The 22,990-nt window shown below is 63.3% G+C and carries 22 protein-coding genes; 13 read left to right on the top strand and 9 right to left on the bottom strand.

The window, feature by feature from the left end:
• Positions 1-67: 67 nt before the first annotated feature.
• Positions 68-649 carry an energy transducer TonB family protein gene (locus EGO55_RS20960; protein ID WP_210766685.1) on the top strand — a complete coding sequence of 194 codons (582 nt, stop codon included), beginning with the start codon at positions 68-70 and terminating at the stop codon, positions 647-649.
• 37 nt (positions 650-686) lie between these two features.
• Here EGO55_RS20960 and EGO55_RS09150 read toward each other — a convergent pair whose 3' ends face one another.
• Complete coding sequence (locus tag EGO55_RS09150) at positions 687-1,145, bottom strand: MerR family transcriptional regulator (protein ID WP_021689722.1); 459 nt, start codon at positions 1,143-1,145, stop codon at positions 687-689.
• A gap of 67 nt (positions 1,146-1,212) precedes the next feature.
• Between EGO55_RS09150 and EGO55_RS09145 the strand changes: the two genes are divergently transcribed.
• The 12 genes from EGO55_RS09145 (at position 1,213) to EGO55_RS09090 (ending at position 14,837) form a co-directional block, all read left to right on the top strand.
• Entirely contained in the window at positions 1,213-1,863 is a 651-nt protein-coding gene (locus tag EGO55_RS09145) for a cation efflux transmembrane domain-containing protein (RefSeq protein WP_021689723.1), read from the top strand.
• A 600-nt stretch (positions 1,864-2,463) separates the two neighbouring features.
• On the top strand, positions 2,464-3,732 hold the full coding sequence (locus tag EGO55_RS09140; RefSeq protein ID WP_021689725.1) for a TolC family protein: 1,269 nt from the start codon (positions 2,464-2,466) through the stop codon (positions 3,730-3,732).
• 2 nt (positions 3,733-3,734) lie between these two features.
• On the top strand, positions 3,735-4,904 hold the full coding sequence (locus EGO55_RS09135; RefSeq protein ID WP_021689726.1) for an efflux RND transporter periplasmic adaptor subunit: 1,170 nt from the start codon (positions 3,735-3,737) through the stop codon (positions 4,902-4,904).
• A gap of 3 nt (positions 4,905-4,907) precedes the next feature.
• Entirely contained in the window at positions 4,908-8,150 is a 3,243-nt protein-coding gene (locus EGO55_RS09130) for an efflux RND transporter permease subunit (protein WP_021689727.1), read from the top strand.
• Positions 8,147-8,650, top strand: coding sequence for a hypothetical protein (locus tag EGO55_RS09125; RefSeq protein ID WP_021689728.1), 504 nt, complete (start codon positions 8,147-8,149; stop codon positions 8,648-8,650). Before EGO55_RS09130 ends, EGO55_RS09125 begins: the two co-directional genes overlap by 4 nt.
• A 47-nt stretch (positions 8,651-8,697) precedes the next feature.
• Positions 8,698-9,210, top strand: a complete 513-nt coding sequence (locus EGO55_RS09120) for an SRPBCC family protein (RefSeq protein ID WP_021689729.1) — start codon at positions 8,698-8,700, stop codon at positions 9,208-9,210.
• Positions 9,200-9,808, top strand: a complete 609-nt coding sequence (locus EGO55_RS09115; protein ID WP_040715247.1) for a cation efflux transmembrane domain-containing protein — start codon at positions 9,200-9,202, stop codon at positions 9,806-9,808. The genes EGO55_RS09120 and EGO55_RS09115 overlap by 11 nt, the downstream gene beginning before the upstream one ends.
• Positions 9,809-9,902: 94 nt before the next feature.
• Positions 9,903-10,199 carry a TFIIB-type zinc ribbon-containing protein gene (locus tag EGO55_RS09110; RefSeq protein WP_021689731.1) on the top strand — a complete coding sequence of 99 codons (297 nt, stop codon included), beginning with the start codon at positions 9,903-9,905 and terminating at the stop codon, positions 10,197-10,199.
• Between the two features lie 169 nt (positions 10,200-10,368).
• Positions 10,369-10,719, top strand: a complete 351-nt coding sequence (locus EGO55_RS09105; RefSeq protein ID WP_124916754.1) for a hypothetical protein — start codon at positions 10,369-10,371, stop codon at positions 10,717-10,719.
• 69 nt (positions 10,720-10,788) lie between these two features.
• Positions 10,789-13,290 (top strand): heavy metal translocating P-type ATPase, encoded by a 2,502-nt coding sequence (locus EGO55_RS09100; protein WP_021689733.1) that lies wholly within the window; start codon positions 10,789-10,791, stop codon positions 13,288-13,290.
• Between the two features lie 282 nt (positions 13,291-13,572).
• On the top strand, positions 13,573-14,472 hold the full coding sequence (locus EGO55_RS09095; protein WP_021689734.1) for a LysR family transcriptional regulator: 900 nt from the start codon (positions 13,573-13,575) through the stop codon (positions 14,470-14,472).
• Between the two features lie 62 nt (positions 14,473-14,534).
• On the top strand, positions 14,535-14,837 hold the full coding sequence (locus tag EGO55_RS09090; protein WP_021689735.1) for a hypothetical protein: 303 nt from the start codon (positions 14,535-14,537) through the stop codon (positions 14,835-14,837).
• Positions 14,838-14,847: 10 nt separating this feature from the next.
• On the opposite strand, the gene EGO55_RS09085 is transcribed toward EGO55_RS09090, so the two are convergent.
• The 8 genes from EGO55_RS09085 to trbE are packed head-to-tail and all read right to left on the bottom strand — an operon-like array spanning position 14,848 to position 22,981.
• Positions 14,848-15,066, bottom strand: a complete 219-nt coding sequence (locus EGO55_RS09085; protein WP_021689736.1) for a DUF2274 domain-containing protein — start codon at positions 15,064-15,066, stop codon at positions 14,848-14,850.
• The gene (locus tag EGO55_RS09080; RefSeq protein WP_021689737.1) at positions 15,063-16,418 is read right to left on the bottom strand and encodes a TraB/TrbI/VirB10 family type IV secretion system protein; all 1,356 of its coding nucleotides are present in this window, start codon (positions 16,416-16,418) and stop codon (positions 15,063-15,065) included. Before EGO55_RS09080 ends, EGO55_RS09085 begins: the two co-directional genes overlap by 4 nt.
• Entirely contained in the window at positions 16,415-17,452 is a 1,038-nt protein-coding gene (gene trbG, locus EGO55_RS09075) for a P-type conjugative transfer protein TrbG (protein ID WP_021689738.1), read from the bottom strand. Before trbG ends, EGO55_RS09080 begins: the two co-directional genes overlap by 4 nt.
• A complete protein-coding gene (trbF, locus tag EGO55_RS09070) occupies positions 17,449-18,132 on the bottom strand; it encodes a conjugal transfer protein TrbF (RefSeq protein ID WP_021689739.1) in 684 nt (227 codons plus the stop codon). The genes trbG and trbF overlap by 4 nt, the downstream gene beginning before the upstream one ends.
• A gap of 6 nt (positions 18,133-18,138) precedes the next feature.
• Complete coding sequence (gene trbL, locus EGO55_RS09065) at positions 18,139-19,518, bottom strand: P-type conjugative transfer protein TrbL (RefSeq protein WP_021689740.1); 1,380 nt, start codon at positions 19,516-19,518, stop codon at positions 18,139-18,141.
• Positions 19,515-19,784 (bottom strand): putative entry exclusion protein TrbK-alt, encoded by a 270-nt coding sequence (gene trbK-alt, locus EGO55_RS09060; protein ID WP_021689741.1) that lies wholly within the window; start codon positions 19,782-19,784, stop codon positions 19,515-19,517. The genes trbL and trbK-alt overlap by 4 nt, the downstream gene beginning before the upstream one ends.
• 27 nt (positions 19,785-19,811) lie before the next feature.
• Positions 19,812-20,534: a P-type conjugative transfer protein TrbJ gene (trbJ, locus tag EGO55_RS09055; RefSeq protein WP_021689742.1), complete on the bottom strand. Its 723-nt coding sequence runs from the start codon at positions 20,532-20,534 to the stop codon at positions 19,812-19,814.
• A complete protein-coding gene (gene trbE, locus EGO55_RS09050; RefSeq protein ID WP_021689743.1) occupies positions 20,531-22,981 on the bottom strand; it encodes a conjugal transfer protein TrbE in 2,451 nt (816 codons plus the stop codon). The genes trbJ and trbE overlap by 4 nt, the downstream gene beginning before the upstream one ends.
• Positions 22,982-22,990: the final 9 nt, after the last annotated feature.

Here is a 22,990-nt window from a genome sequence, read left to right as displayed (position 1 = left end):
GAGGCTGGTTGGCGCAAGCGCGTCGCTGCTGCTAACCGGACTGCTCGTGGCGGGACTGGCGTTGGGATTGACCGGCCTACCATCTCGCCTTCCGGTTTCGGACGCAAGCCGGATCAATCTGTTCAGCCTGCCTAACGATCCCGCGATGCCGGACAAATCGGAAAATCTTGAAACGCCAGCGTCGCATGGGGCGGCACCTGTGACGCAAAATACGGATGTACCATCAACACCCGCGCATTCCGTGCCGACAAACGGCCATGACGCAGAGGAGACGAAGCTTCCGGCTGTGCTTTTGCCGTCGCGACCGCAGGTCAGCCCATCAATATCGGTCGCCCAACTTTCGGTCCCTCCCGCAGAAAGTCCGCAGACCGCCGATCCTGTATGGAACAGCTACCAGTTCATGCTGTGGCGGCGAGTGATGGCGCGCCGACCCGATGGCATGCACCTGTCCGGCGAAGCGACACTGCGTTTCACGCTTGATGCGAACGGCGCGATCGTCGACGCGGACATCGCGCGTTCGAGCGGCAACAGGATGATCGACCGCCTCGCGCTCAGAACATTACGGAGCGTCAGCCCGTTTCCAGCTCCGCCCGAAGAAATACAGGATCGCGACCTGTCCTTCACCATCGGGTTCCGGTTCAACAAATGATGCCCCAACACAACCCTCGACGTTCGACTCTCTCGAACTATCTCCGCCGCGAGGCCTGAATTGCTTTTGTAGCAGGCTCGATCATTCCGATCGTCCTATCGCATTTGCGGCTCGGCGCTAATGCATCAATTATCCGGCAGTCGGCAATCGTGCCCTGACGGCACTGGTTGAGCAGGTTGGACAACTCGTATTTAAGCGCATTCAGGTCTTGAATCTTCTGTTCCACGAATTGCAGTTGGTCGCGCGTTATCTCGTCAACCGCCGCGCACGAACGGGAATTATCGTCGGCGAGGTCCAGCAGTGTGCGCACTTGACCGAGCGTAAAGCCGAGGTCGCGAGATCGACGAATGAAGGAAAGCCGGTTGAGATGCTCCTGCTGATAGATGCGGTAGTTGCCGCTAGTCCGCCTCTGCGACGAAATCAGTCCTTCCTTTTCGTAGAAGCGGATGGTCTCAACGCGGGTGCCCGTGAGCCTGGCAAGATCACCGATTTTCATCCTTGACCCTATAGTGACTTCAGGGTGCATATGTCGATGCCATATTCGATCGAACCGGGTTTGAACCATGGCTGACCACTGCTGCTCGAAAAAGGGTGAGACCCTCACGGAACTGGCGCGCAAGAAGGATCAGCGCCGGATTCTGGTCATCGTCATGGTCATCAACCTCGCGATGTTCGCCGTCGAGTTCGGTGGGGGCCTTCTCGCGCGATCATCGGCTTTGATGGCCGATTCCGTCGACATGCTGGGCGATGCCTTCGTCTATACCCTCAGTCTCTATGCGCTGCATCGGGGCGCGCGCTGGGAAGCCGGAGCCGCGATCGCCAAGGGCGGTATCATCCTCGCTTTCGGCATCGCGATCATCATCGAGATCGCGAACAAGATCGTGAACGGCGTGCCGCCATCGTCGAGCCTGATGCTGACCTTCGGCGCAATGGCGCTCGTTGCCAACCTTGTCTGCCTGGCGCTGCTGTGGCGCTTCCGCACCGCCAATGTGAATATGTCGAGCACTTTTGAATGCTCGCGCAACGACGTCGCATCCAACATCGGCGTCCTTGTTGCTGCTGGGTTCGTCGGCCTGATAGGATCGGCATGGCCCGATATTTTAGTCGGGGCACTCATTGCTCTTATTTTCCTGCGGTCCGCCTGGCGTGTTCTGTCCGAAGCCATCCCGGCCTGGAGAAGCGCGAGAGGTACTCTCGCTAATACATTGAGATGAAATCCATATATTTTAGAAAAAATTGGATGATACGTAGTATCATATCCAATCTTGTCTACTAATCATCTTATCTATCGCTTTGATGTGAAGTGCGCGATACAAATTATGGAGGATATAAAGTGAATATCTTTGAATATATTCATACCTCCTCCACTTTGGCGATGACACCGGGGGTAACATAGGCTATGCGGCTCACCATGCTCCGCAAAGGGTTCCTCCTCATCTGGCTGGTGGTCGCGTCGCTGACGGTGACCACGACCGTGCATGCGCAGGAACTCCCCGGCATGGTCATGCTGGAATGCTCTGGTACAGTTCACACGGAAAATAGCGAAAAGTCGTCACCTGGGGACACTGATCCCGGCGTGATGCACCATCATGGATGCCATAGCGCTTCCCATTTCCTCCTCGGCGATCACGCTGTCTCATCGCTCCTGGCGTTGCCCACGGATGACTATCCGACTTCACGAGTCGCAGGGCACAGAGTGCGCCACGCTGGCCCGGACCTGCGCCCTCCTATCGTCTGAACAAGTCGTAACTCTGTCCACGCCCTGATCCCGTCAGGCGCGGATGTTTTGACGTCTCTGTTCAGGATATCCAACTATGTACCGATTGATCGCGGCCATGCTGGCCGCGGCGTCCTGCGCGACTATCGCGCAGGCGCAAAGCGCGCCGCCGCCTGTAGTAGAGGTGGGCGCGACGCTTAGCCTTGACCAGGCTCTCTCCATGGCCGGTGCCTCGGCACCGTCACTCGATGCGGCTGAGGCCGACATCAACGCCGCTGCGGCCGCGCGGACGGTCGCGGGCCTGCGTCCCAATCCCAGTATCTCGGTGGAAGCCGAGAATGTCGCGGGAAGCGGCCCTTACCGGGGAACGCAAAGCCTCGAGACGACAACATCCTTCGCCTTGCCGATCGAACTCGGCGGCAAGCGCTCGGCCCGGATCGGCGTCGCCGATGCGCGCTCGCGGCGTGTCGCGGTACAGGCTGCGATCACCCAGGCCGATCTGCGCTTCAACGTTATTCAGGCCTATGCGGAGGCTGCTGCTGCGCAGCAGCGGCTGGTAACCGCAAATGACCAGGCCCGGATCGCTGCCGAGGGGTTTCGGGCAGCACAGGTGCGGGTGCAGGCTGGACGTGCTTCGCCCATCGACATGCAGCGCGCCGATGTCGCCCGCATCAACGCTGATGCCGATGTCGAGCGGGCCCAGCGCCTCGTCGAGGTGTCGCGATTTTCCCTGTCGAGACTGATCGGGCAACCTGTGTCGGGCGCCCTCGACACCAACTGGTTTACGGGCGTCCGCTCTAACTATGGCCCGCTTCGCGAGATCGACAGCACCGGTACTCTGGCTATGGCGGCGGCCGAAGCGGACCTGGCGGTGGCCGACGCGGGCGTCCGTCTCGCCCGCTCCCAGCGGGTTCCCGATCTGACCGTCGGCGCGGGCGCGCGTTATATGCGCGAGACCGGCGATACCGCAGCGCTGTTCAGCCTGACGATCCCGCTGCCCCTGTTCAACAATGGCAAGGCTGCGGTCGATCAGGCCTCGTCTGAGCGTCTTCGGGCCGAGGCGCAGAAGCGTGTGACCGCGCTGGAAGTCGATCAGGCGATCGCCCGCGCGCAGGCCGAGGCGGCCAATGCGTCGACCTCCGCCGTCACCGCGAAGGGGCCGGCATTAGCCGCGGCCGAAGAAGCCGCCCGCATCGCCCGGATCGGCTACCGCGAGGGCAAGTTCGGACAGCTCGAATTGCTCGATGCGGAACGCACGCTCGCCGAGACCCGGCTCGCTGCGATCGACGCGCTGCTTAATTACCACAACGCCCAGGCGCAGCTCGAACGGCTCACCGTGCGCGCGCCCGACCTTGAGGGGAACTGATCATGAAGACCATCTACAAAGCGGCGTTGCCGCTGACGTTTGCCGCCCTGCTGATGGCAGGCTGCTCTGGGGGCGATCCCGCTCCGGAGAAAAACGAGGCAACCGAGAATGCGGCGGCCGGTGAAGAAGCCGGACATGAGGATGAAGAGGGCGAGATCGATCTGACGGCAGAGCAAATCAAGGCCGCCGGCATTGAACTTGTTCGTGCCATCCAGAGCGGCGGCGGCGCGCTCACGCTGCCTGCAACGATTGAGGGTGATCCGCAGGGTATGCAGGTTGTATCAGCCGCGATCGGTGGGCGTGTGGTCTCGCTCACGCGCAATCTCGGCCAGACGGTTGGCCGGGGACAGCCGCTCGCGATTATCGAAAGCCGCGAAGCCGCCTCGCTTAATGCCGAGATCGAAGCCTCGCGTGCGCGCTTGTCTCTCGCGGAATCCAACCTGCGCCGCGAGCAGCGCTTGTTCGATCAGAAGGTCTCGCCCGAGCAGGACCTCATTGCCGCGCGAACGGCGGCGACTGAGGCGCGCATTGCGCTGCGTCTTGCACAGCAACAAGTTGCCGCAGCCGGCGGCGGTGGCGGCGCGCTCAACCGCATCGCCATCACTGCGCCGCTTTCTGGCCAGGTGGTCGGCCGCAGCGTGACGCTGGGTCAGACAGTCGCGGCCGATGCGGAGCTGTTCCGTGTGGCGAACCTCTCGCGCGTGGCCGTTACTCTGGCGCTATCGCCTGCCGATGCCGGCAAGGTTCGGCCTGGCTCAGAGATCGAGATCGTATCCGGCGACCGCCGATCGGTGGCGAAGGTCGATTTCGTCTCCCCGATCCTCGATGAGACCACGCGTCTGGCCACGGTGATTGCCCTGATCGACAACCGATCGAGCCAATGGCGCGTCGGCGAGCCGGTCACCGCCTCGATCCGGCTTGCCGGCGATACCGGTGGCAGCGCGGCCTCAGTCCTGGTGCCGCAAAGCGCGGTGCAGACCGTCGAAGGGCGGTCCACCGTTTTCGTGCGCACCGATCACGGGTTCCAGGCGGTTCCTGTCACGCTCGGCAGTCCAAGCGGCGACAATATCGTCGTGACGTCCGGACTCAAGGGCGGCGAACAGATCGCAGGCAAGAACAGTTTCACGCTCAAGGCCGAACTCGGCAAGGGCGAAGCGGAGCATGGACATTAAACCATGATCGACAAAATCGTCACATTCGCCGTCGAGCGGCGCTGGTTCGTGCTGCTCATGACGCTCATCGCCATGGTGATCGGAGGCTGGGCGCTGTCGCGCCTGCCGATCGACGCCGTTCCCGACATCACCAACAATCAGGTTCAGGTCAATATCGTCGCGCCCGCCCTCTCGCCGGAACTGGTCGAGAAACAGGTGGCATTCCCTATCGAGACCGCGCTCGCGGGTGTGCCGGGCCTTGAATATACCCGCTCGCTCAGCCGCAACGGGTTTGCGCAAGTCACGGCGGTCTTCTCGGAAAAGACCGATATCTACTTCGCGCGGCAACAGGTGGCCGAACGATTGCGAGTGGCGGAAGAAAGCCTGCCCGATGGGGCAACGCCCACCATGGGGCCAATCGCCACGGGTCTTGGCGAAGTCTATATGTGGACGGTCCATCTCGAACATCGCGAGGGCGACCAGCACAAGCCGGGACAACCGGGGCTTCAGCCTGATGGCAGTTATATCACGCCGGAAGGCGACCGGCTCGTCAGCGAAGCGGACAAAGCGACCTATCTGCGGACCGTGCAGGACTGGATCGTCGCGCCACTCCTGAAAAATACGCAAGGTCTTGCTGGCGTCGATTCCATCGGTGGCTATGTGAAGCAGTTCCAGGTCATTCCCGACACGCAGCGGCTCGCGGCGCTCGGCATGAACCTGACCGATCTGGCGCAGGCGCTCGAAGCCAACAACGTCGGGGTCGGCGCCGGTATTGTCGATCGTGGTGGTGAAGGCCTCGCGGTTCGCTCGGACGCGCGCATTCGCAATATCGGCGAACTGGCCGCAACCGTCATCGCGACGCGCGAAGGCACGCCGATCCGGCTTGATTCCGTGGCGCAGGTGCGTCTCGGTCAGGCCATCCGGCAAGGCTCGGCATCGGAGAATGGCGAGGAAGTCGTCGTCGGCACCGCCATCATGCGGATCGGTGAGAACAGCCGAACGGTGGCATCCGCGGTCGCGGAACGGCTCGATGAGGTCAACGCCTCGATGCCGACCGACGTGGTGATCCAGCCAGTGCTGGACCGCACCGCGCTCGTTAACTCGACAATCAAGACGGTTGCGAAGAACCTCTCCGAAGGCGCCTTGCTTGTCATCGTCGTGCTATTCCTCCTGCTGGGCAATTTCCGGGCGGCGCTGATCGCGGCGCTGGTGATTCCGATCACCATGCTGATGACCAGTTTCGGGATGTTGCAGGGCGGCGTCTCGGCCAACCTCATGAGTCTTGGCGCACTGGATTTCGGCCTCATCGTCGACGGCGCGGTCATCATCGTGGAAAACGCGCTCCGGCGCATATCGGAACGACAGCATCATCTGGGCCGCAACCTGACGCTTGACGAACGGCTCAATTCGGTTGCGCGCGCCGCGCGTGAGATGATCCGCCCGACCGTATTCGGCCAGGCTATCATCATCCTCGTCTATGTACCGATGCTCACCCTTTCGGGGGTCGAGGGCAAGACCTTCTCGCCGATGGCGCTCACCGTCATCATCGCGCTGGCTTGCGCCTTTGTGCTTTCGCTCACCTTCGTGCCGGCGATGCTCGCCATCTGGCTGTCAAAGCCAGTCGAGGAGAAGGAAGGCCGCATCATGTCCTGGCTCAAACGCAAATATGAGCCAGGTCTCGATAAGGCGATGAAGCGCCCGACGCTGACCATGGGTGTCGGCATCGGCGCGTTCCTCGCCGCAATCCTGACCTTCTCCTTCCTTGGCCAGGAGTTCCTGCCGCAGCTCGACGAAGGCGACTTGACCGCGCAAGTCCTGCGTGTGCCGGGCACCTCAGTCGATCAGAGCCAGGCGATGCAGTCACGGATTGAAAAGGAACTTGGTAAGCTGCCGGAGGTTCGCTTCGTCTTCTCGAAGACGGGTACGGCGGAACTGGCTTCAGATCCGATGCCGCCCAACATCTCTGACACTTTTATTATTATGAAACCGAAGAAGGAGTGGCCCGACAAGAGCCTGACCAAGGCGGATCTGGTCGCCAAGGTCGAAAAGGTACTGGAAGGCATTCCTGGCGGTGCGTTCGAGATCAGCCAGCCGATCCAGATGCGTTTCAACGAACTTATCGCCGGCGTGCGCGGCGATGTTGCGATCAAGGTGTTCGGCGACGACTTCGACAGTATGAACGCAACCGCGAATCAGATCGCGGCTGTTCTGCGCAAGACCGAAGGCGCCGCCGACGTTCGCGTCGAACAGACGCAAGGACTGCCGATGCTCGACATCCGCCCGAACAGGGACGCCATGTCACGGCTCGGTATCACTGCGCAGACCGTCCAGGATACCGTCTCCGCCGCGATCGGCGGGCGCGATTCCGGGATGATCTTCGAAGGCGACCGGCGCTTTGCCGTCACCATCCGTTTGTCGGATGCGGCAAGAGCCGATCTACAGACGCTGGCGCAGGTTCCGGTGCCGCTGCCGGGCGGCGGGTTCGTCCCGCTCCAGAGCGTTGCCGATATCGGCGTCACCGATGGCCCCAACCAGATCAGCCGCGAGAACGGCAAGCGGCGGGTCGTGGTGCAAGCCAATGTGCGCGGCCGCGATGTCGCCGGCGTAGTTGCCGACGCGCAGGAGATGATCGACAAGGAGGTCCGCCTGCCCGCGGGTCAGTATCTCGACTGGGGTGGCCAGTTCGAGAACCTGCGTTCCGCCAGCGAACGGCTGATGCTGGTCGTGCCTGCGTGCTTCGCCTTGATTATTCTGCTGCTCTACGGGGCGTTGGGAAGCGTACGCGATGCCGCGATCGTGTTCACCGGAGTGCCGCTGGCGCTTGTTGGTGGCGTCCTCGCATTGTTCCTTCGAGGAATGCCCTTCTCCATATCGGCGGCGGTGGGCTTCATCGCCCTGTCCGGCATCGCGGTGCTGAACGGCCTTGTGATGGTGACCTCGATCCAGGCGCTGATGGAAGATGGCATGGATCGGGCGAAGGCCGCTTATGAAGGCGCCATGATGCGCCTGCGTCCGGTGGTCATGACCGCTCTGGTGGCCAGTCTTGGGTTTGTTCCCATGGCGCTCGCCACGGGATCGGGGGCCGAGGTGCAAAAGCCGCTTGCGACGGTCGTCATCGGCGGCCTCATCTCCGCGACGCTGCTCACCTTGTTCGTCCTTCCAACGCTCTATGCCCGTTATGGGCATCGGATTGGCGACGAACCCCGTGAGCTTGTCCCGGAGGAGCCTGAAGGCGGTGATGGCGGTCTTTCCGAGGCGCATACATGAGCATAGGCGACAGGCGCGTGGGCTTTATGGCCGCGCGTTCGTCCCGGCAGTGGGCGGTCTTGCCGCTTGCTGCCGGGATGGCTCTCCTTGTTGGTTGCGCTTCGGCCCCACCACTCCAGGCTGGCATCAAGGTCGTGCCCGACGAGCGGATGGAAGTATTCTGGGTGCGGGCCTATCCCGGCAAGGAGGGAGTCCTTGTCACCGGACAGGTCCGCAGAACCGGGATGAGCAAGCCGGCGCTCGGGGGACATCTGCATGTCACCGCCGAGATGGAAGATCGCCATCAGCCCGCCAGCGTCGATACCCGTTGGACCGGCAGCCTGTCGGGACGGGTTCGCCGCTCGGCCCGCTTCAGTGTGTTGGTCCCGGCGGTTCCGGCCGACAGGCTTCGTTCGATCCGCGTCGAGTATCGCGCCGGTCGCGACGCGGCGCCAAAAGGAAAAGCTGCGACCGACAGCCCATCCGTTCCGGTAGCCGGAGGCAGCCACGATCGCATCTGAGCGATCGTCCTGTCCTCAGGCGACCCGTGTGAAAGGTCACACAGCCGATGAAGGCAGAAACAAGTTTTACCATCAACATGGCCCCCATCCGGGTCTGGTCCCATCTCGCCGATTTCGGCGCCTATGCATTCTGGCATCCGAACTATCGTTTCGAGACGGACGCGATGACGCCCGAACAACGCATTCCGTTGAGCTACGCCCTCTATAAGGGAGAATATCGCATAAAGGCGGAGGCGACGATTACCGCTTCCGAAAAGCCGGACCTTTTCTCGTGGACCGTGGGGATTGGTGGCATCGCGGTACTCGAAGAGACCTATAGACTGGAGTCGCTGGCTTCGGGCACGCAGGTCCGCCATTCGATCGCTTTCGACGGCTTCTTCAGCCGCATCATAGCCGTACCGTTCAGGCGTGGGCTGACGCAAACTCTCGCCATCCAGGATGGTGCATTCGTCCGCTTCCTCAAAAAGGAAATGCACCGCGCTGGGGGCACCAACCTCAACCGTCATCGTCGTCGCGCGCGTGCCGCCCGCCACACACAAAAAGGGGCTAATGATGGGTAGAAGCGATCGCCCCGCCACCACCGAGCGGCGCACCTTGTGGATCGTGCTGATCCTCAATGCCGGCATCTCCGCGGCCTTCTTCTTGGTCGGCCTCGCCAGCGATTCCAGCGCGCTGATCGCCAACGGCGTCGATAATCTCTCCGATGCGCTTGTCTATCTGCTGAGCCTCATCGCGCTGAGCCGCGGCGCTGTTTGGAAAACTCGCGTAGCGACGGTTTCAGGAACAATGCTGCTGCTCTTCGCCATCGGAATCCTCGTCGATGTCGGGCGCCGCTATCTCTATGGCAGCGAACCGATCGGTTCAGCCATGATGGCGATGTCGGCCATCGCAGCCGCAGTGAACTACATCTGCCTTAGGCTGCTTCAGCGCCTGGAAAAGCCCGATGTGGCGCTGCGCGCCGCGACCACCTTCAGCTTCAACGATTTCATATCGAACGGGGGCATCCTTGTCGCGGGCGGTCTGGTGCTGTGGCTCGGCGGCAATTGGCCGGATCTTATCGTCGGCGTGTTGACGGCGTTCGTCGCCATCAAGGGCGGGATCGAAATCCTGAAGGATGCGCGAGCCGAAGCCGACCAGCGCGCGGAGGCCGCGCCATGACCGGAACGGCGTTTATCCCCGCCCTAAATATGCAGCCCGATGCGGCGCTGTTCCATACCGCGTCGCCCATTCCCCAGGAAAGAAGGAATTACCCATGGTAGAACGCGCGTCAAAGCAGGGGCTTCCCTGTCCTGTCTGCATGGTCGATCTCGTCATGAGCGAGCGGCAAGGCATCGAGATCGACTATTGCCCGCAATGCCGCGGCGTGTGGCTCGATCGCGGCGAACTCGACAAGATCATAGAGCGCAGTGCCGTCGAAACAGCTCCCCCTCCGCCCCCTCCGTCGCGCGCAGGATACGATCGCGGCCACGACAGCCACAGAGGCAATTACGGTTACGGCGATCACAAGCGCCGCCGCCGCAAGAGCTTCTTCGAGGAGCTGTTCGACTGACATGAGGATTGGCCCCCCACAAGCCTATGCCCCCCTTGCGTGCTTGTGCGAGAAGGGTCCGCGCCGTGAACGCCCCACCCCAGCGTTCACGGCGAAAGATAGCACGCCGCTGCCTCGCAGTGGCGTGCCCTTTTCAGGGTGGCCCCAGCGGCGGCGCGCTGTCGCGCTGTTGGCCGGTATGTTCACGCTGATCGCCAACACGGCATGTTCGCCCGACAGCAACCTGGACAAGGAAGATCGCCCGCTTCCTCTCGCCGGAACGCATATTTTCACATGCGGGAACGGAACGAAAGTGCGGGTAGATTTCGTCGACAACGGCCTGACGATCGATTTTGTCTCCTTGCCGGATGGGAAAACCGAGCGGTTAACCTCTCCCGCTGCCGGTGTTACCTATTTTGGCGATACCATGAACCTCGCAATCTCGAGCGGATCGATCGTGGTCATACGGCCCGACACCGGATCGCAGGTGTGCCACCGTGACGGCCCTGGCCGGGAACGGGACGGACGACCACCTCCGTGACCTCTCATAGCCCCGCGGCATTTTTCCGGTGCGGGCGCTGAACGAGATCGACGTAACAGAGGAAATTTTATGACCGAACAGATCCAACTCGAAATTCCGCTCATTCTTCCCGAGATTCCGGATGCGACCGATGCCTGCGTGCATCGCCTCACCGCCAATCTCTCCGCACGGCCGGGAATCGAAAAGGCGCATATCGTTCCAGCGCAGGATGCAAAGCCGGCGCTCTTATGCATTCATTACGATCCAGACATGGTGCCGCTTCCCCGTATTCGCGACATCGCGCAGGCAGCGGGCGTGGCTATTGCAGAGCGATACGGTCATGTCGTCTGGTCGGTCAAAGGCATCCGGCACCAGCGAAAGGCCCGATCCGTGGACGAGCAGCTGCGGGCCTTGCCTGGCGTGCTCGAAGCCGATGCCAATGCCGCGGGCATGGTTCGCATCGAGTTCGATCTGGAACAGATCACCGAACGCCAGCTTCAGGACGCCCTTGCTGGCATGGGTGTCGAGCACAGGCGGCGATCCCTTGTTCTGTCTGCACAGGAGACCCATGCCGGGCATGATCACGCGTCAGAGGGCGATGGGAAAGATAAGAAGACAGATGCCAACCATGATCATGATCATGGCGAATTTCTGGGCCCCAATACCGAGCTGATCTTCGCGCTCGCCTGCGGAGCCTTGCTCGGTATCGGCTTTGCGATCGAAAAACTCGTCGCCGGAGTACCCCTCTGGCTGCCGACAGCGCTTTATGTCGCGGCTTACTTCTTCGGCGGCTTCTTCACGCTGCGCGAGGCGATCGACAATCTCAAACGCCGCAAGTTCGAGATCGACACGCTGATGCTGGTCGCGGCCGCTGGCGCGGCGGCGCTTGGCGCGTTCGCCGAAGGCGCGCTGCTGCTGTTTCTGTTCAGTCTGGGGCATGCGCTCGAACACTATGCGATGGGCCGAGCCAAGCGGGCGATAGAGGCACTGGCCGAACTAGCGCCGCGCACCGCCACGGTGCGGCGAGCCGACGGCACGACAGAAGAAGTCCCCGTCGATGCGCTGAAGGTCGGCGATACCGTGATCGTAAAACCCGACGCACGGGTGGCGGCAGACGGCTTCATCATCAAGGGCACCAGCGCCATCAACCAGGCCCCCGTGACGGGCGAGAGCATTCCGGTCGACAAGCAGCCTGTCATGGACGATGCGGCCGCCCGCGCCAATCCCGATCGGGTCGATGCCGCGAGCCGGGTGTTTACCGGCACGATCAATGGCAGCGGCCTAATTGAGATTGAGGTGACCCGCCTGTCGAGCGAAAGCACGCTCGCCAAGGTGGTCAAGATGGTGAGCGAGGCGGAGACGCAGAAGTCGCCGACGCAACGGTTCACCGATCGGTTCGAGCGGGTGTTCGTGCCGCTCGTCCTTGTTCTGGCGGTCGTGCTGCTGTTCGCCTGGGTCGTGGTCGACGAACCGTTCCGCGACAGCTTCTATCGTTCGATGGCGGTGCTGGTGGCGGCAAGCCCCTGCGCGCTGGCCATCGCTACCCCCAGCGCGGTCCTCTCCGGCGTCGCTCGCGCGGCGCGTGGCGGTGTCCTCGTCAAGGGCGGCGCCCCGCTCGAACTGCTCGGCTCGCTCGATGCGATCGCGTTCGACAAGACCGGCACGCTCACCAAGGGCGAGCCGCGCATCCAGCAAATCATCACCGCGCCGGGCGTGGACAAGCAGGAACTGATGGCGATCGCGGTGGCGGTCGAAAGCCTGAGCGATCATCCGCTGGCGCAGGCGATCGCGCGCGATGGGCGCGATCATGTCGGGGACTATCCGGTTCCAAAGGCGGAGAGCCTGAAAAGCCTCACGGGGCGCGGCGTCTCGGCCGTGGTCGGGGAAAATGAAGTCCTAATCGGCAAGCCGGGCATGTTCGGCGCCGATGGCATCCCGCCGCTGTCCCCGGCGCTGGCTGAGGCCGTCGAGCAATTGCGCGAAGGCGGGCAGACCAGCATGGTCGTGCAGCGCGATGGCCGTGATCTTGGCGCGATCGGCCTGCTCGACACGCCGCGCGAGACGGCGATCGTCGCACTTAAGCGGCTGCACGACATCGGCATCAAGCGGATGATCATGATCTCCGGCGACCATCAACGGGCGGCCGAAGCGATCGCGCGCGAAGTGGGGATCGACGAGGCATGGGGCGATCTCATGCCGGAGGATAAGGTAGAAGCGATCAAGAAGCTGCGCGCCGAAACCAAGGTTGCTATGGTTGGCGATGGCGTCAATGACGCGCCCGCCATGGCGACGGCGACAGTTGGCGTAGCGATGGGAGCAGCGGGTTCTGACGTGGCGCTGGAGACGGCCGACGTCGCACTTATGGCGGACGATCTCTCGCATTTGCCGTTCGCGGTTGGTCTTAGCCGCACAACGCGATCGGTGATCCGCCAGAATGTGTTCGTGAGCCTCGGGATCGTCGCCTTCCTCGTACCAGCGACTATTCTGGGGCTTGGCATTGGCCCTGCTGTAGCTGTGCACGAAGGGTCGACCTTGCTGGTGGTGTTCAACGCGCTGCGGCTGCTCGCTTATCGGGACAGTGGCGGTGCCTAAGTTCTCGACCCGAATTTCAATTCGGCCGAGGAATACTGAACAATGAACCATCCGTCTGCCACGCAGGCTATGCTTTGTCAGATCTGCCGGATTCCATTGACGCTGTCTGAGCGACATGGAGTCGACCTGGCTTGATCGGGGCGGACTCGAGAAGATTGTCGCGTGCTCGAACGCCCGAATTCACGTGAGGGCAGACTCGCGCTTTCTTATGATCAACGACGCGATGATGGACAATCAAATTGCAAAACATCCCCGTTCGAATAACCTTAAAGAAGGCCGTTCATGCCGCTTGAAACCAAACAGCTGCGTTACGCGGTACTCGCAGCAGATATGATGAGTTTTTCAAAGGCTGCTTCCTTTTTAAATATCAAGCAGGCGACCCTCAGCCGTAATGTATTGAATCTAGAGCATCGCTTGGGTCTAAAGCTGTTCGAACGACAAACGCGCGGTGCAATTCTCACGCCCGCAGGTATTCCAATCATTGACGCCGCCCGGCGGATATTGACCGAGGTTGATAATCTCAAGAGTCGCGCGCGGGCGATCCGAAATGGCGATGCTGGCGAACTCACCATCGGCTTTTGCAGTTCGCTCACCGCAGGTGACCTGCGCTTCGCCATTGTCGAGTTTCAGCGGCGTTTCCCTGATGTTCGGCTGAATGGCGTCGAGCGCGACCGGGATTTTCTCCACCATGCTCTTCATGCCGGCGTGATCGATCTGGCCGTCGTGACCGGAGATCTCGCCGACCCGGCAATCAAACGCCGCTCGCTCTGGTCGGAGCGGGTGATGGTGGCTTTGCCCGAAGGTCATCCGCTCGCCGAGGCTGAGCGCGTCTATTGGCACGATCTGCGCCGAGAGACATTCGTTCTGGGAACCCAAGACCCTGGCCCCGACCTGATGCGACTCCTGCGCGCCCGGCTCGCGGAGCCCGGCTATGAACCCGAAGTCGAGACCCAGGATGTTAGCCGCGAGAATGTGGTGGCGATGGTGTCCGCTGGCTGGTTCCTGACGCTGGTGTCGGAATCGGCGCTGGGCTTCCAGCATCCCGGCATCGTCTTCCGCGAGGTGCATGAAACGACCGGTCAGGCCCGCATCGACTATGGCTGCTATTGGCGCAGTACCGACAGCAGCCCGGCGCTGCGGCGGTTCCTAGGCCTGATCCGCGAACGCTATCCCGAAACCTGAGACACGAAAACGGGGCCCACGCGCCATTTCCGATCACCTGATCGAAGGAGTGAGCAACATGAATGGCAAGACGATCTTCATCGCAATTGCGGCGCTTGCGATCGGCTTCGGGGTCGGGCTTTACGCTGCGGCCCGTCATTCTGCCGGTCGTCGCACCCAGCGCCACCAGTCAGGGTGCAGGCCTGACCCCGACCGTCAGCGAGGCGCGCGGCACGCAATATTTCGAGGCCAATATCGAGGAAGCACGCGAGCTTGTCGCGCAATGCGCTGCGGGCTCGGTGCGCGGCCAGGAATGCGCCAATGCCGAGGTCGCGATCGTTGAGACCGAAGGCAAGGAGCGGTTCGACGCATTTATGGGACGATGATCGGCCTGCCTCAATCGGTCTTGCTGCGATTGCGCCGGAACGCCCGATCGGTCGCCATGAAGCGCTCCAGCATTGGCGCAATCAGCCGCGCAGGCGGAACAGGCTGGGAGCCGTCGCCGGCAAGCACTTGGCCATAGGCCTCAAGATCATGGTGGACCGTAGCGGGCAGTTCTATGGTGAGGCGCACCGGCTTGTCCGTCGCGAGATCGGCAAGTTTGAGTTTGGTCATCGTGTTTGTCTCCAGGGAGAAAGCACCAGGTCGCGGCTGACCAGAACGCGAACCGGATAGCCGGGCCGCACCGTCAGCGTAGGCTGGATGTTGAGCTGGCGCCGGACGATCTCCTGTCCAGCCTGATTGAGCGTGTTCTGCCCGCCGTCGCGAATGGCGCGGGCGATATCATCCTCGGAGTCCGTCCCCAACTCCGCCCCGATGCTGAGCAAAGTCGAAAGACCGGCGGCGCGCAGGATGCCCCCCCAATGCTCATTGACCCGATCCTCCAGCCCCGCATAGCCAGCGGGATCGCCTGCGGGCTGGCGATCGAGAATGAGCGAGCGGCCATCGGGCAGGATCAGGCGATCCCACACCAGCAGCACCCGGCGCTGGCCGAAAGCGACCTCCGCGTCATAGTTGCCGATAAGTCGCGAGCCTTGTGGAATGAGCAAGGTTCGGCCTGTCGGGCTGTCATAGACGCTCTGCGTCACCTGCGCGGTGACCTGGCCGGGAAGATCGGAGCTGATGCCGGTGATGAGGGCAGCGGCGATGACGCTGCCGGCCTGCACGACATGAGGCGAGACCGGCGGCGTCACTTGACCGCTGTTGACGGTGCGGCTTTCGGGCGAGCGTTCAACGAACTCACGCTTCGCCCGCTGCATATTGGGTCCGTCTGCCTGCTCCGGCCCGGCGGGCACGGCCGCGCCCAACGCCGCGAGATCAAGACCGGGCGTTGCACCACTTGAGGCGCTCGCGGCTGCGCCGCTCCCTGCCTGACCACCGAGGAACAAGCGGCTCGCCAGCGCCGCCTCACGCTCTTGCGCGGCCCGCTGCGCCGCCAATTCCTCCGGCGTCATCGCCTGCGCCCCGGCAGGCGGCGGCACGGTTGGGTCGCCAGTCCCGTCGCCTTGCTGCGCGGCAAGGATCGGCCCGCCGAGGTCGCCGGGAAGTGGGTCGCCGAGTTGCGGCACGCCAGGCGGCAATTCACTATAGTCGCGAGGCGCCATTGAGACCTGCTCGGTCACCGCGCGGCTGTCGGTATTGTAGAGTTCCTCCGGCGCTGCTCTGTCGCGGCTTTGCAGCGCGAAGGTCAGCGCTCCGCAGACAGCCAGCGCGCCGACCGCTCCGAGCGTCGCCATCGCCTTGCGCGACAGGCGCATCACACGCGGCGCATCACCGCGTAGTTGGAACCCGGCAGGGTCCGCCAGTGGCTCCGGTCCCCGAAGCGCTTGCGTATCCGCGGCGTCATCCGGTCCGCTATCGGGTTCGTTCTCGTGATCGGCCTCTGACAGTGGGGCTGCGTGCAGCACTGCGCCTTCCTCCCGTTCAGGACCTTCTATCGGCGAGAGCCGGTTCTCATCACTGCTCATCGCCGGTTCCTGCGTGGGGTCCGCCTATCATCGCGCACGATGCGAACGCGCTGCTGCCGCTCGCCGCCGAGACGAAGCTCGGCGGCCGCAAACAGGCGATCGACAATGATATGACGTTCGCTCACACGATAATTGACCAGCTCGCCGCCGCCTTCCGGACCGATCACGAACAATGGCGGCATTTCGCCCTGCGCGATCCCGGCAGGAAATTCGATGAACACCTGCGCGCCATCATCAAAGGCACGGAGCGGGCGCCACGGGGCTTCGTAGCCCTCGATGCGGTAGCGGAAATTAAGCCGGGCGATATCGACACCGCTGGCGACGGACGCCGCTCCTGCGGCAGACATGTTCTGCCCGCGCAAGGCAATGAGACGATCCTGCGGATAGGTCCAGGAGACCGACGCCATCCAGGTCGAGCGGGTGGCGCGCAGTTCGATATGATAGGTTCGCCGGTCGGTGTTGATGACGAGGTTGGTCGCGAGGTCGGGCCGGGTCGGTTTGACGAGGATATGAACCCGCGCCGACGCACCCGTGCCGCTCACCGTGTCCCCGATGATCCAGCGCACCGTATCGCCGGCAGCGACCGGCCCCGGTCCGACGAGCTGCTCGCCCTCTTGCAAGGCGATATCGGTGACCTGTCCAGGCGCGGCATAGACCTGATAGAGCGCGCCGTCTGACCAGGGATAGACCTGGATCGCATTGATGAATCCATCGCGCACCGGCTGCATCCGCGCGGCGGCATTGGCCTGATTGACGCGGGCCGATGGATCAGCCTGTTCGGGTGCAGGCGTGGCATCGTCCACCGGCTTCAACTGGCCCGGCAAGGGCAACGGTTCAGGGATGGTGACTATTTCCACGGGAGCTGCCGGTGCGGGCGTCGGGATCGCAGCGATCGCAGGCGCGTCGTCATAGCGTATCGCGGGCGGCTTCGCCGATGTGGTAGCGCAGGCGCCGAGCGTGGATACGGAAATCAGGAGAAGCGAAAGGCCGCCGATACGCAAAGGCGCATCGCGGCGCTGTGTGGACAGAGTCATTGGCCAAGCTCCTTCGACCAGTTGATAGCGTTGACGTAGACGCCGAGCGGATTCTTCTTCAGGCGTTCCGGGTCGCGGGGCGGCTGCACAGTGATGGTCAGGATGGCCGACCAGCGCTCGGTGGTGGCGAGGCTACCGTCCTGATAGCGGCGCTCGACCCAGGCGACCCGGAAGCTGTCGGGCGAAGCCCGGATGACACTGGAGATTTCCGTGGCGATCTGGATGCGGCCGATATTGGCGAAGGGATCGTTCGTGCGCGCATAATCATTAAGCGCCATCGCGCCCCGATCCGTGGTGAAGTCATAGGCGCGCAGCCAATTCTCGCGCACGATCACCGGATCGGCGGGGATGCTGCGGACCTGTTCGATGAAGCGGGCGAGATGGAAAGCGATCTGGGGGTCGCCCGGCCGATAGTCGGCGTTGGCCGGGGCGACGGTCTGGGCCTGGCCGACTTTATCGACCTCGACGATCCATGGCGTGATCGTGCCGCGCGCGCCCTGCCAGACGAGGCCGCCCGCGAGGCCCGCCGAGACGGCGAGGCAGCCGAAAGCGATCAGCCGCCAGTTGCGGGCCTGGATACGGGCCGATCCGATACGGTCATCCCAGGCCTGTGCGGCGCGCTGATAGGGCGTTTCAGGTTCGACGGCCTTGCCGTACCGAATGGAGGGTCGCTTGAACATGAGCGTTTAATCCTTTTGCTTGATGTCGGGCGACATTCCGCCGCCGCCGCGATCGCCGGACCGGACCGCGTGTGTGACTGAGGTGACGCCACGTTGCAGCGCCTGCTGCCGCTTCATCGCCTGCGCCCATGCGGGTGGAGAGCCCCCGGCTGTCGGCGCGGACGACGATGCCGATGGAGCGCCGCCAGATGCGCCCGAACCGCCGGATATGGTTCCGCCGCTCGCTCCGAAACCGGCGCGCGCACCGGACCGGAAGCTCGATTTCACGCTGTCGCCGGCCTTGGCGGCGGCCTTTTTGAGCGGGGCTGTTGCCGCCCTGGCCGCACCGCTGGCGGCGGATTGGCCAACGGCTGCAAGTCCGCCGGCGACCGCGCTGGCGCCGCTCTTGCCGAGCGACCTCATGCTGTAGCTGCTGGCGGCGGCGCCTGCGGCGAAGGAACCGCCGCGCGCAGCCGCGGCGCCTGCTTTCATACCGCCGCCGATGGCCGAGGCCGCACCGCCTGCCGCCATGCGGGCACCCATTGCGCCGCCCACGGCCATGCCGCCTGCGGCGAGCGCCGTGCCGACGGCTGCGCCCGCACCGAGTTGCGGGGCGCCGGAGACAAGCCCGGTCGCGATGCCCGGACCGAAGATGGACAGGCCGAGCAGCGCCAAAGCGGCGAGCGCGACCGACATCGCTTGTTCGGCCGTCGGCATTTCACCAAACGCGCTTTCGAACTGCGCGAACAGGCCGGTGCCGATCCCGACGATGACGGCCAGCACCAGCACCTTGATGCCGGAGGCGACGACATTGCCCAAAACCTTTTCGGCCAGGAAGGCGGTCTTGTTGAACAGCGCGAAGGGCAACAGGACGAAGCCTGCGAGCGTGGTCAGCTTGAACTCGATCAGCGTCACGAAGAGCTGGACGCTCATGATGAAGAAGGCGATCAGGATGATCACCCAGGCGATGAGCAGGGTCGCGATCTGGACGAAGTTGGTGAACAGGCCGACCGGCCCGGTCAGTTCGCCCGCGGAATCCAGCAGCGGCTCGCCAGCGTTGAACCCGGCGTCTGCGACGCTGCCCGGTTTCATGAAATCGGCAAGGCTGATCGCCGACCCGCTGGCTTTGAGGCCGAGCCCGGCAAAGCTCTCGAACACGATCCCGGCGAGCGCGGAGAAATTGCCGATCACGAAGGCGAAGAAGCCGACATACATGACCTTCTTCACCAGTCTGTGCATCACATCTTCATCGGCGCCCCAGGCCCAGAACAGCCCGGCGAGCGTGATGTCGATGACGATGAGCGTGGTCGAAAGAAACGCCACCTCGCCGCCGAGCAGCCCGAATCCGCTGTCGATGTAGCTGTTGAAGGTGTCGAGGAAGGTATTGATGACGCCCGTATCGTTCATGGCCGCCTGTCCTCACGACCCCGGAAATCCTCACGGCCCAGGAACCGGCTGCGATGCTCCTCCCAGGCAGCATCGCAGCCGGAGTCCGGCATGGTGAGCGTGCGGCAGCGGGCGAGTTCGTCGCGCAGCGGATCGTACAGCGTCAGCTCCGCGGGCGATGGCGGCGGCGCCATCGGCTTGCGCTCATCGACCGCGATGGCGATCGCGGTCGCCATCAATATGCCCCCGGCGAGCGCGACCCCTGCTATTTTGGCGCTGCGGCTCATCGTCCGTTCCCTTCCGTCAGCCCAGCGTCACTGGCCGCTGCGTTTCATGAAGCGGCGGAAATGCTCGCGGCCCTGTTCCTCGGTCGCGGCGTTGCGGGCGGATTCGAGCGCCTGGGCACGTCCCTGCGCGGCGATCAGCGCTGTCAGATCCGCAATCTGGCGCGATTGCAGGGCGAGAAGCTGATTGCCGGCCTGGGCGGCCTGAAGCGCGCCAGTCGCCGACTGGCTGGCGCCAACGATATTCGCCATCGCGGTCTGCGAACCTTCGATATTGCCGACGACGCCAGCCTGAACCCGCAGCGCATCCTCGAAACTGCCGACACTGTCTTTCCAGCGCTCACGAGCATTGGCGATCAGCGTGGCGTCGGACGCGCTCATATCGACGTCGCGGTAGCGCTGGGTGAAGGCGTCCTCGATGGTCTTCACATCATAGGCGATACGCTGGGCTTCGCTCAGCAACTGCCGGGTCTGCTGGATCTGCGCCTGAAGTTCGTTGAGGCTACTGAACGGCAGCGAGGCGAGATTGCGGGCCTCGTTGATAAGCGATGTCGCCTGCTGCTGAATCTGCTGGATCTGGTTGTTGATCTGCTTAAGCGTGCGCGCGGCGGTCAGCACATTCTGCGCGTAGTTGGTGGGATCATAGACGATCCCGCCAAAGCCGAACTGGGCGCTGGCGGGCGCGGAAACGGCCGTCAGCCCCAGCACGGCGATGCCGGCGATGAGGCTGCGACGCAGGTTGCGATGGATCATGGCACTCTCTCCTCTGTGAAGGCCGGCAAAAGGTCGGCGGCCCATTGCAGGCCGCGATGGCGCAGCCAGGCGGCCGCGAAGCCGTCCGCCCCATGGGCGTCGATGAGGTCGCCGATGGCGATCTGGTCGGTCTTGGAAGAGGCAGCGGCGAAGGCGAGCGCCACATCGCCAAGGCCCAGCTCAAACAGCCGGTTGCCGCGCGGGGACTGGCAATAATAGTCGCGCTTGGACGTCGAGCGCGCAAGGATCTCGATCTGCCGGTCATTGAGACCGAACGCCCGATAGATGCGGGCGATCTGCGGTTCGAGTGCGCGCTCGTTCGGGAGCAGGATGCGGGTCTTGCAGCTTTCGATGATCGCGGGTGCGACGCTGCTGCCCTCGATCTGGGCGAGCGATTGGGTGGCGAAGATGACGCTGGCATTTTTCTTGCGGAGCGTGACCAACCAGGTCGAAAGCTGCCGGGCGAAGGCCGGAGAATTGAGAGCCAACCAGCCCTCGTCGATGATGATCAGCGTGGGGCTTCCGTCGAGCCGATCAGCGATGCGGTGGAAGAGATAGGCCAGCACTGCGGGCGCCGCGCCGCTGTCCATCAGCCCCTCAGTTTCGAACGCCTGCACCGATGCGCTACCGATCCTTTCCTGTTCGGCATCGAGCAGCCGACCCCATGCGCCGCCGACGCACCAGGGCGCGAGCGCCTGCTTCAGCTCCTGCGACTGGAGCAGCACGGCAAGGCCGGTGAGCGTGCGCTCGCCGGGCGGGGCGCTGGCGAGCGAGGTCAATGCCGACCAGATATGGTCCTTCGCCTGCGGATCGATCGTGGCGCCTTCGGCCTCGAAGATGCCCGCCAGCCATTCAGCCGCCCATGCGCGCTCTGCGGCATCGTCGATCCGCGCCAGCGGCTGCAACAGCACGCCGCTATCATCTTCCCTCCCGGCCTCGCTGGCGAACAGGCTGCCGCCAAGATCATGCCAGTCCCCACCCATGGCGAGCGCGGCGGCTCGGATGCTGCCGCCAAAATCGAAGGCGAAGATCTGATTGCCGGGATAGCGGCGGAACTGGAGCGCCATAGTGGCGAGCAGCACCGATTTACCCGCGCCGGTGGGACCGACGATCAGCGTATGGCCGACATCGCCGACATGAAGCGACAGGCGGAACGGCGTGCTGCCCTCGGTCTTGGCGAAGAGCAGCGGCGGCGCCTTGAAATGCTCATCACGCGCTTGTCCTGCCCAGATCGCCGAGAGCGGGATCATGTGGGCAAGGTTCATCGTCGAAAGCGGCGGCTGCCGGACATTGGCATAGACATGGCCGGGGAGCGATCCGAGCCAAGCCTCGATCGCGTTCATGCCTTCGGGGATGCAGGTGAAGTCACGGCTCTGGATGATCTTCTCGACCAGTCGCAATTTCTCGGCGGCGATGCCGGGATCTTCATCCCAGACGGTGACGGTCGCGGTCACATAGGCCTGACCGACATCATCGGCGCCCAGTTCCTGGAGCGCGGCGTCTGCATCGGCGGCCTTGTTCGACGCATCACTGTCCATCAGGACGGACGCCTCGTTGGTCATCACCTCCTTGATGATGGCGGCGATCGACTTGCGCTTCGCGAACCATTGCCGCCGTATCTTCGAGAGCAATTTGGTCGCATCGCTCTTGTCGAGCATGATTGCGCGCGTCGACCATCGATAGGGAAAGGCGAGCCGGTTCAGCTCATCAAGAATGCCCGGCCAGGTCATCGTCGGAAAGCCGATCACGGTCAGTACGCGCAGATGATGCTGGCCGAGCCGGGGTTCGAGGCCGCCGGTCAGCGGTTCATCGGCGAGCAGCGCGTCGAGATACATCGGCGTTTCCGGCACGCGGACCCGCTGGCGCCGCGTCGAGATCGTTGAATGGAGATACGTCAGCGTCTCGCCGTCATCGAGCCAGGCGGATTCCGGGACAAAACCTTCGATAAGATTGAGAAGTTGGGCGCAGCGATCGGTGAAGCTCTTGACCATTTCCCAGGGATCGACCCCGTCTCTGGCCTTGCCTTCATAGAGCCAGCTTTCGGCGCGGGCCGCGTCTTCGGCGGGCGGCATCCAGAACAGGGTCAGATAAAAGCGGCTCTCAAAATGCGCGCCTGCATCGACAAACTGGGCGCGGCGTTCCTCATCGACCAGCGCCGAGACCGCATCGGGAAACTCGGAAGCCGGATAATCATCGGACGGGATGCGCTGGGCTTCGACGAAGATCGACCATCCCGATCCCAAGCGGCGGAGCGCATTATTCAGCCGGTGGGTGACGCCGACCAGTTCGGAAGGCGTCGCGGAATCAAGGTCGGGACCGCGAAAGCGTGCGGTACGCTGGAAAGAGCCGTCCTTATTGAGGATAACGCCCTCGGCGATCAGCGCCGCCCACGGCAGGAAGTCGCTGAGCCACGCGGCGCGATTGCGATATTCGGCGAGGTTCATCATAATGTGGGC

Origin of the sequence: Caenibius tardaugens NBRC 16725, assembly GCF_003860345.1 — a bacterium.
GTDB classification, from domain to species: domain Bacteria; phylum Pseudomonadota; class Alphaproteobacteria; order Sphingomonadales; family Sphingomonadaceae; genus Caenibius; species Caenibius tardaugens.
This window is presented reverse-complemented; position numbering and strand designations above follow the sequence as displayed.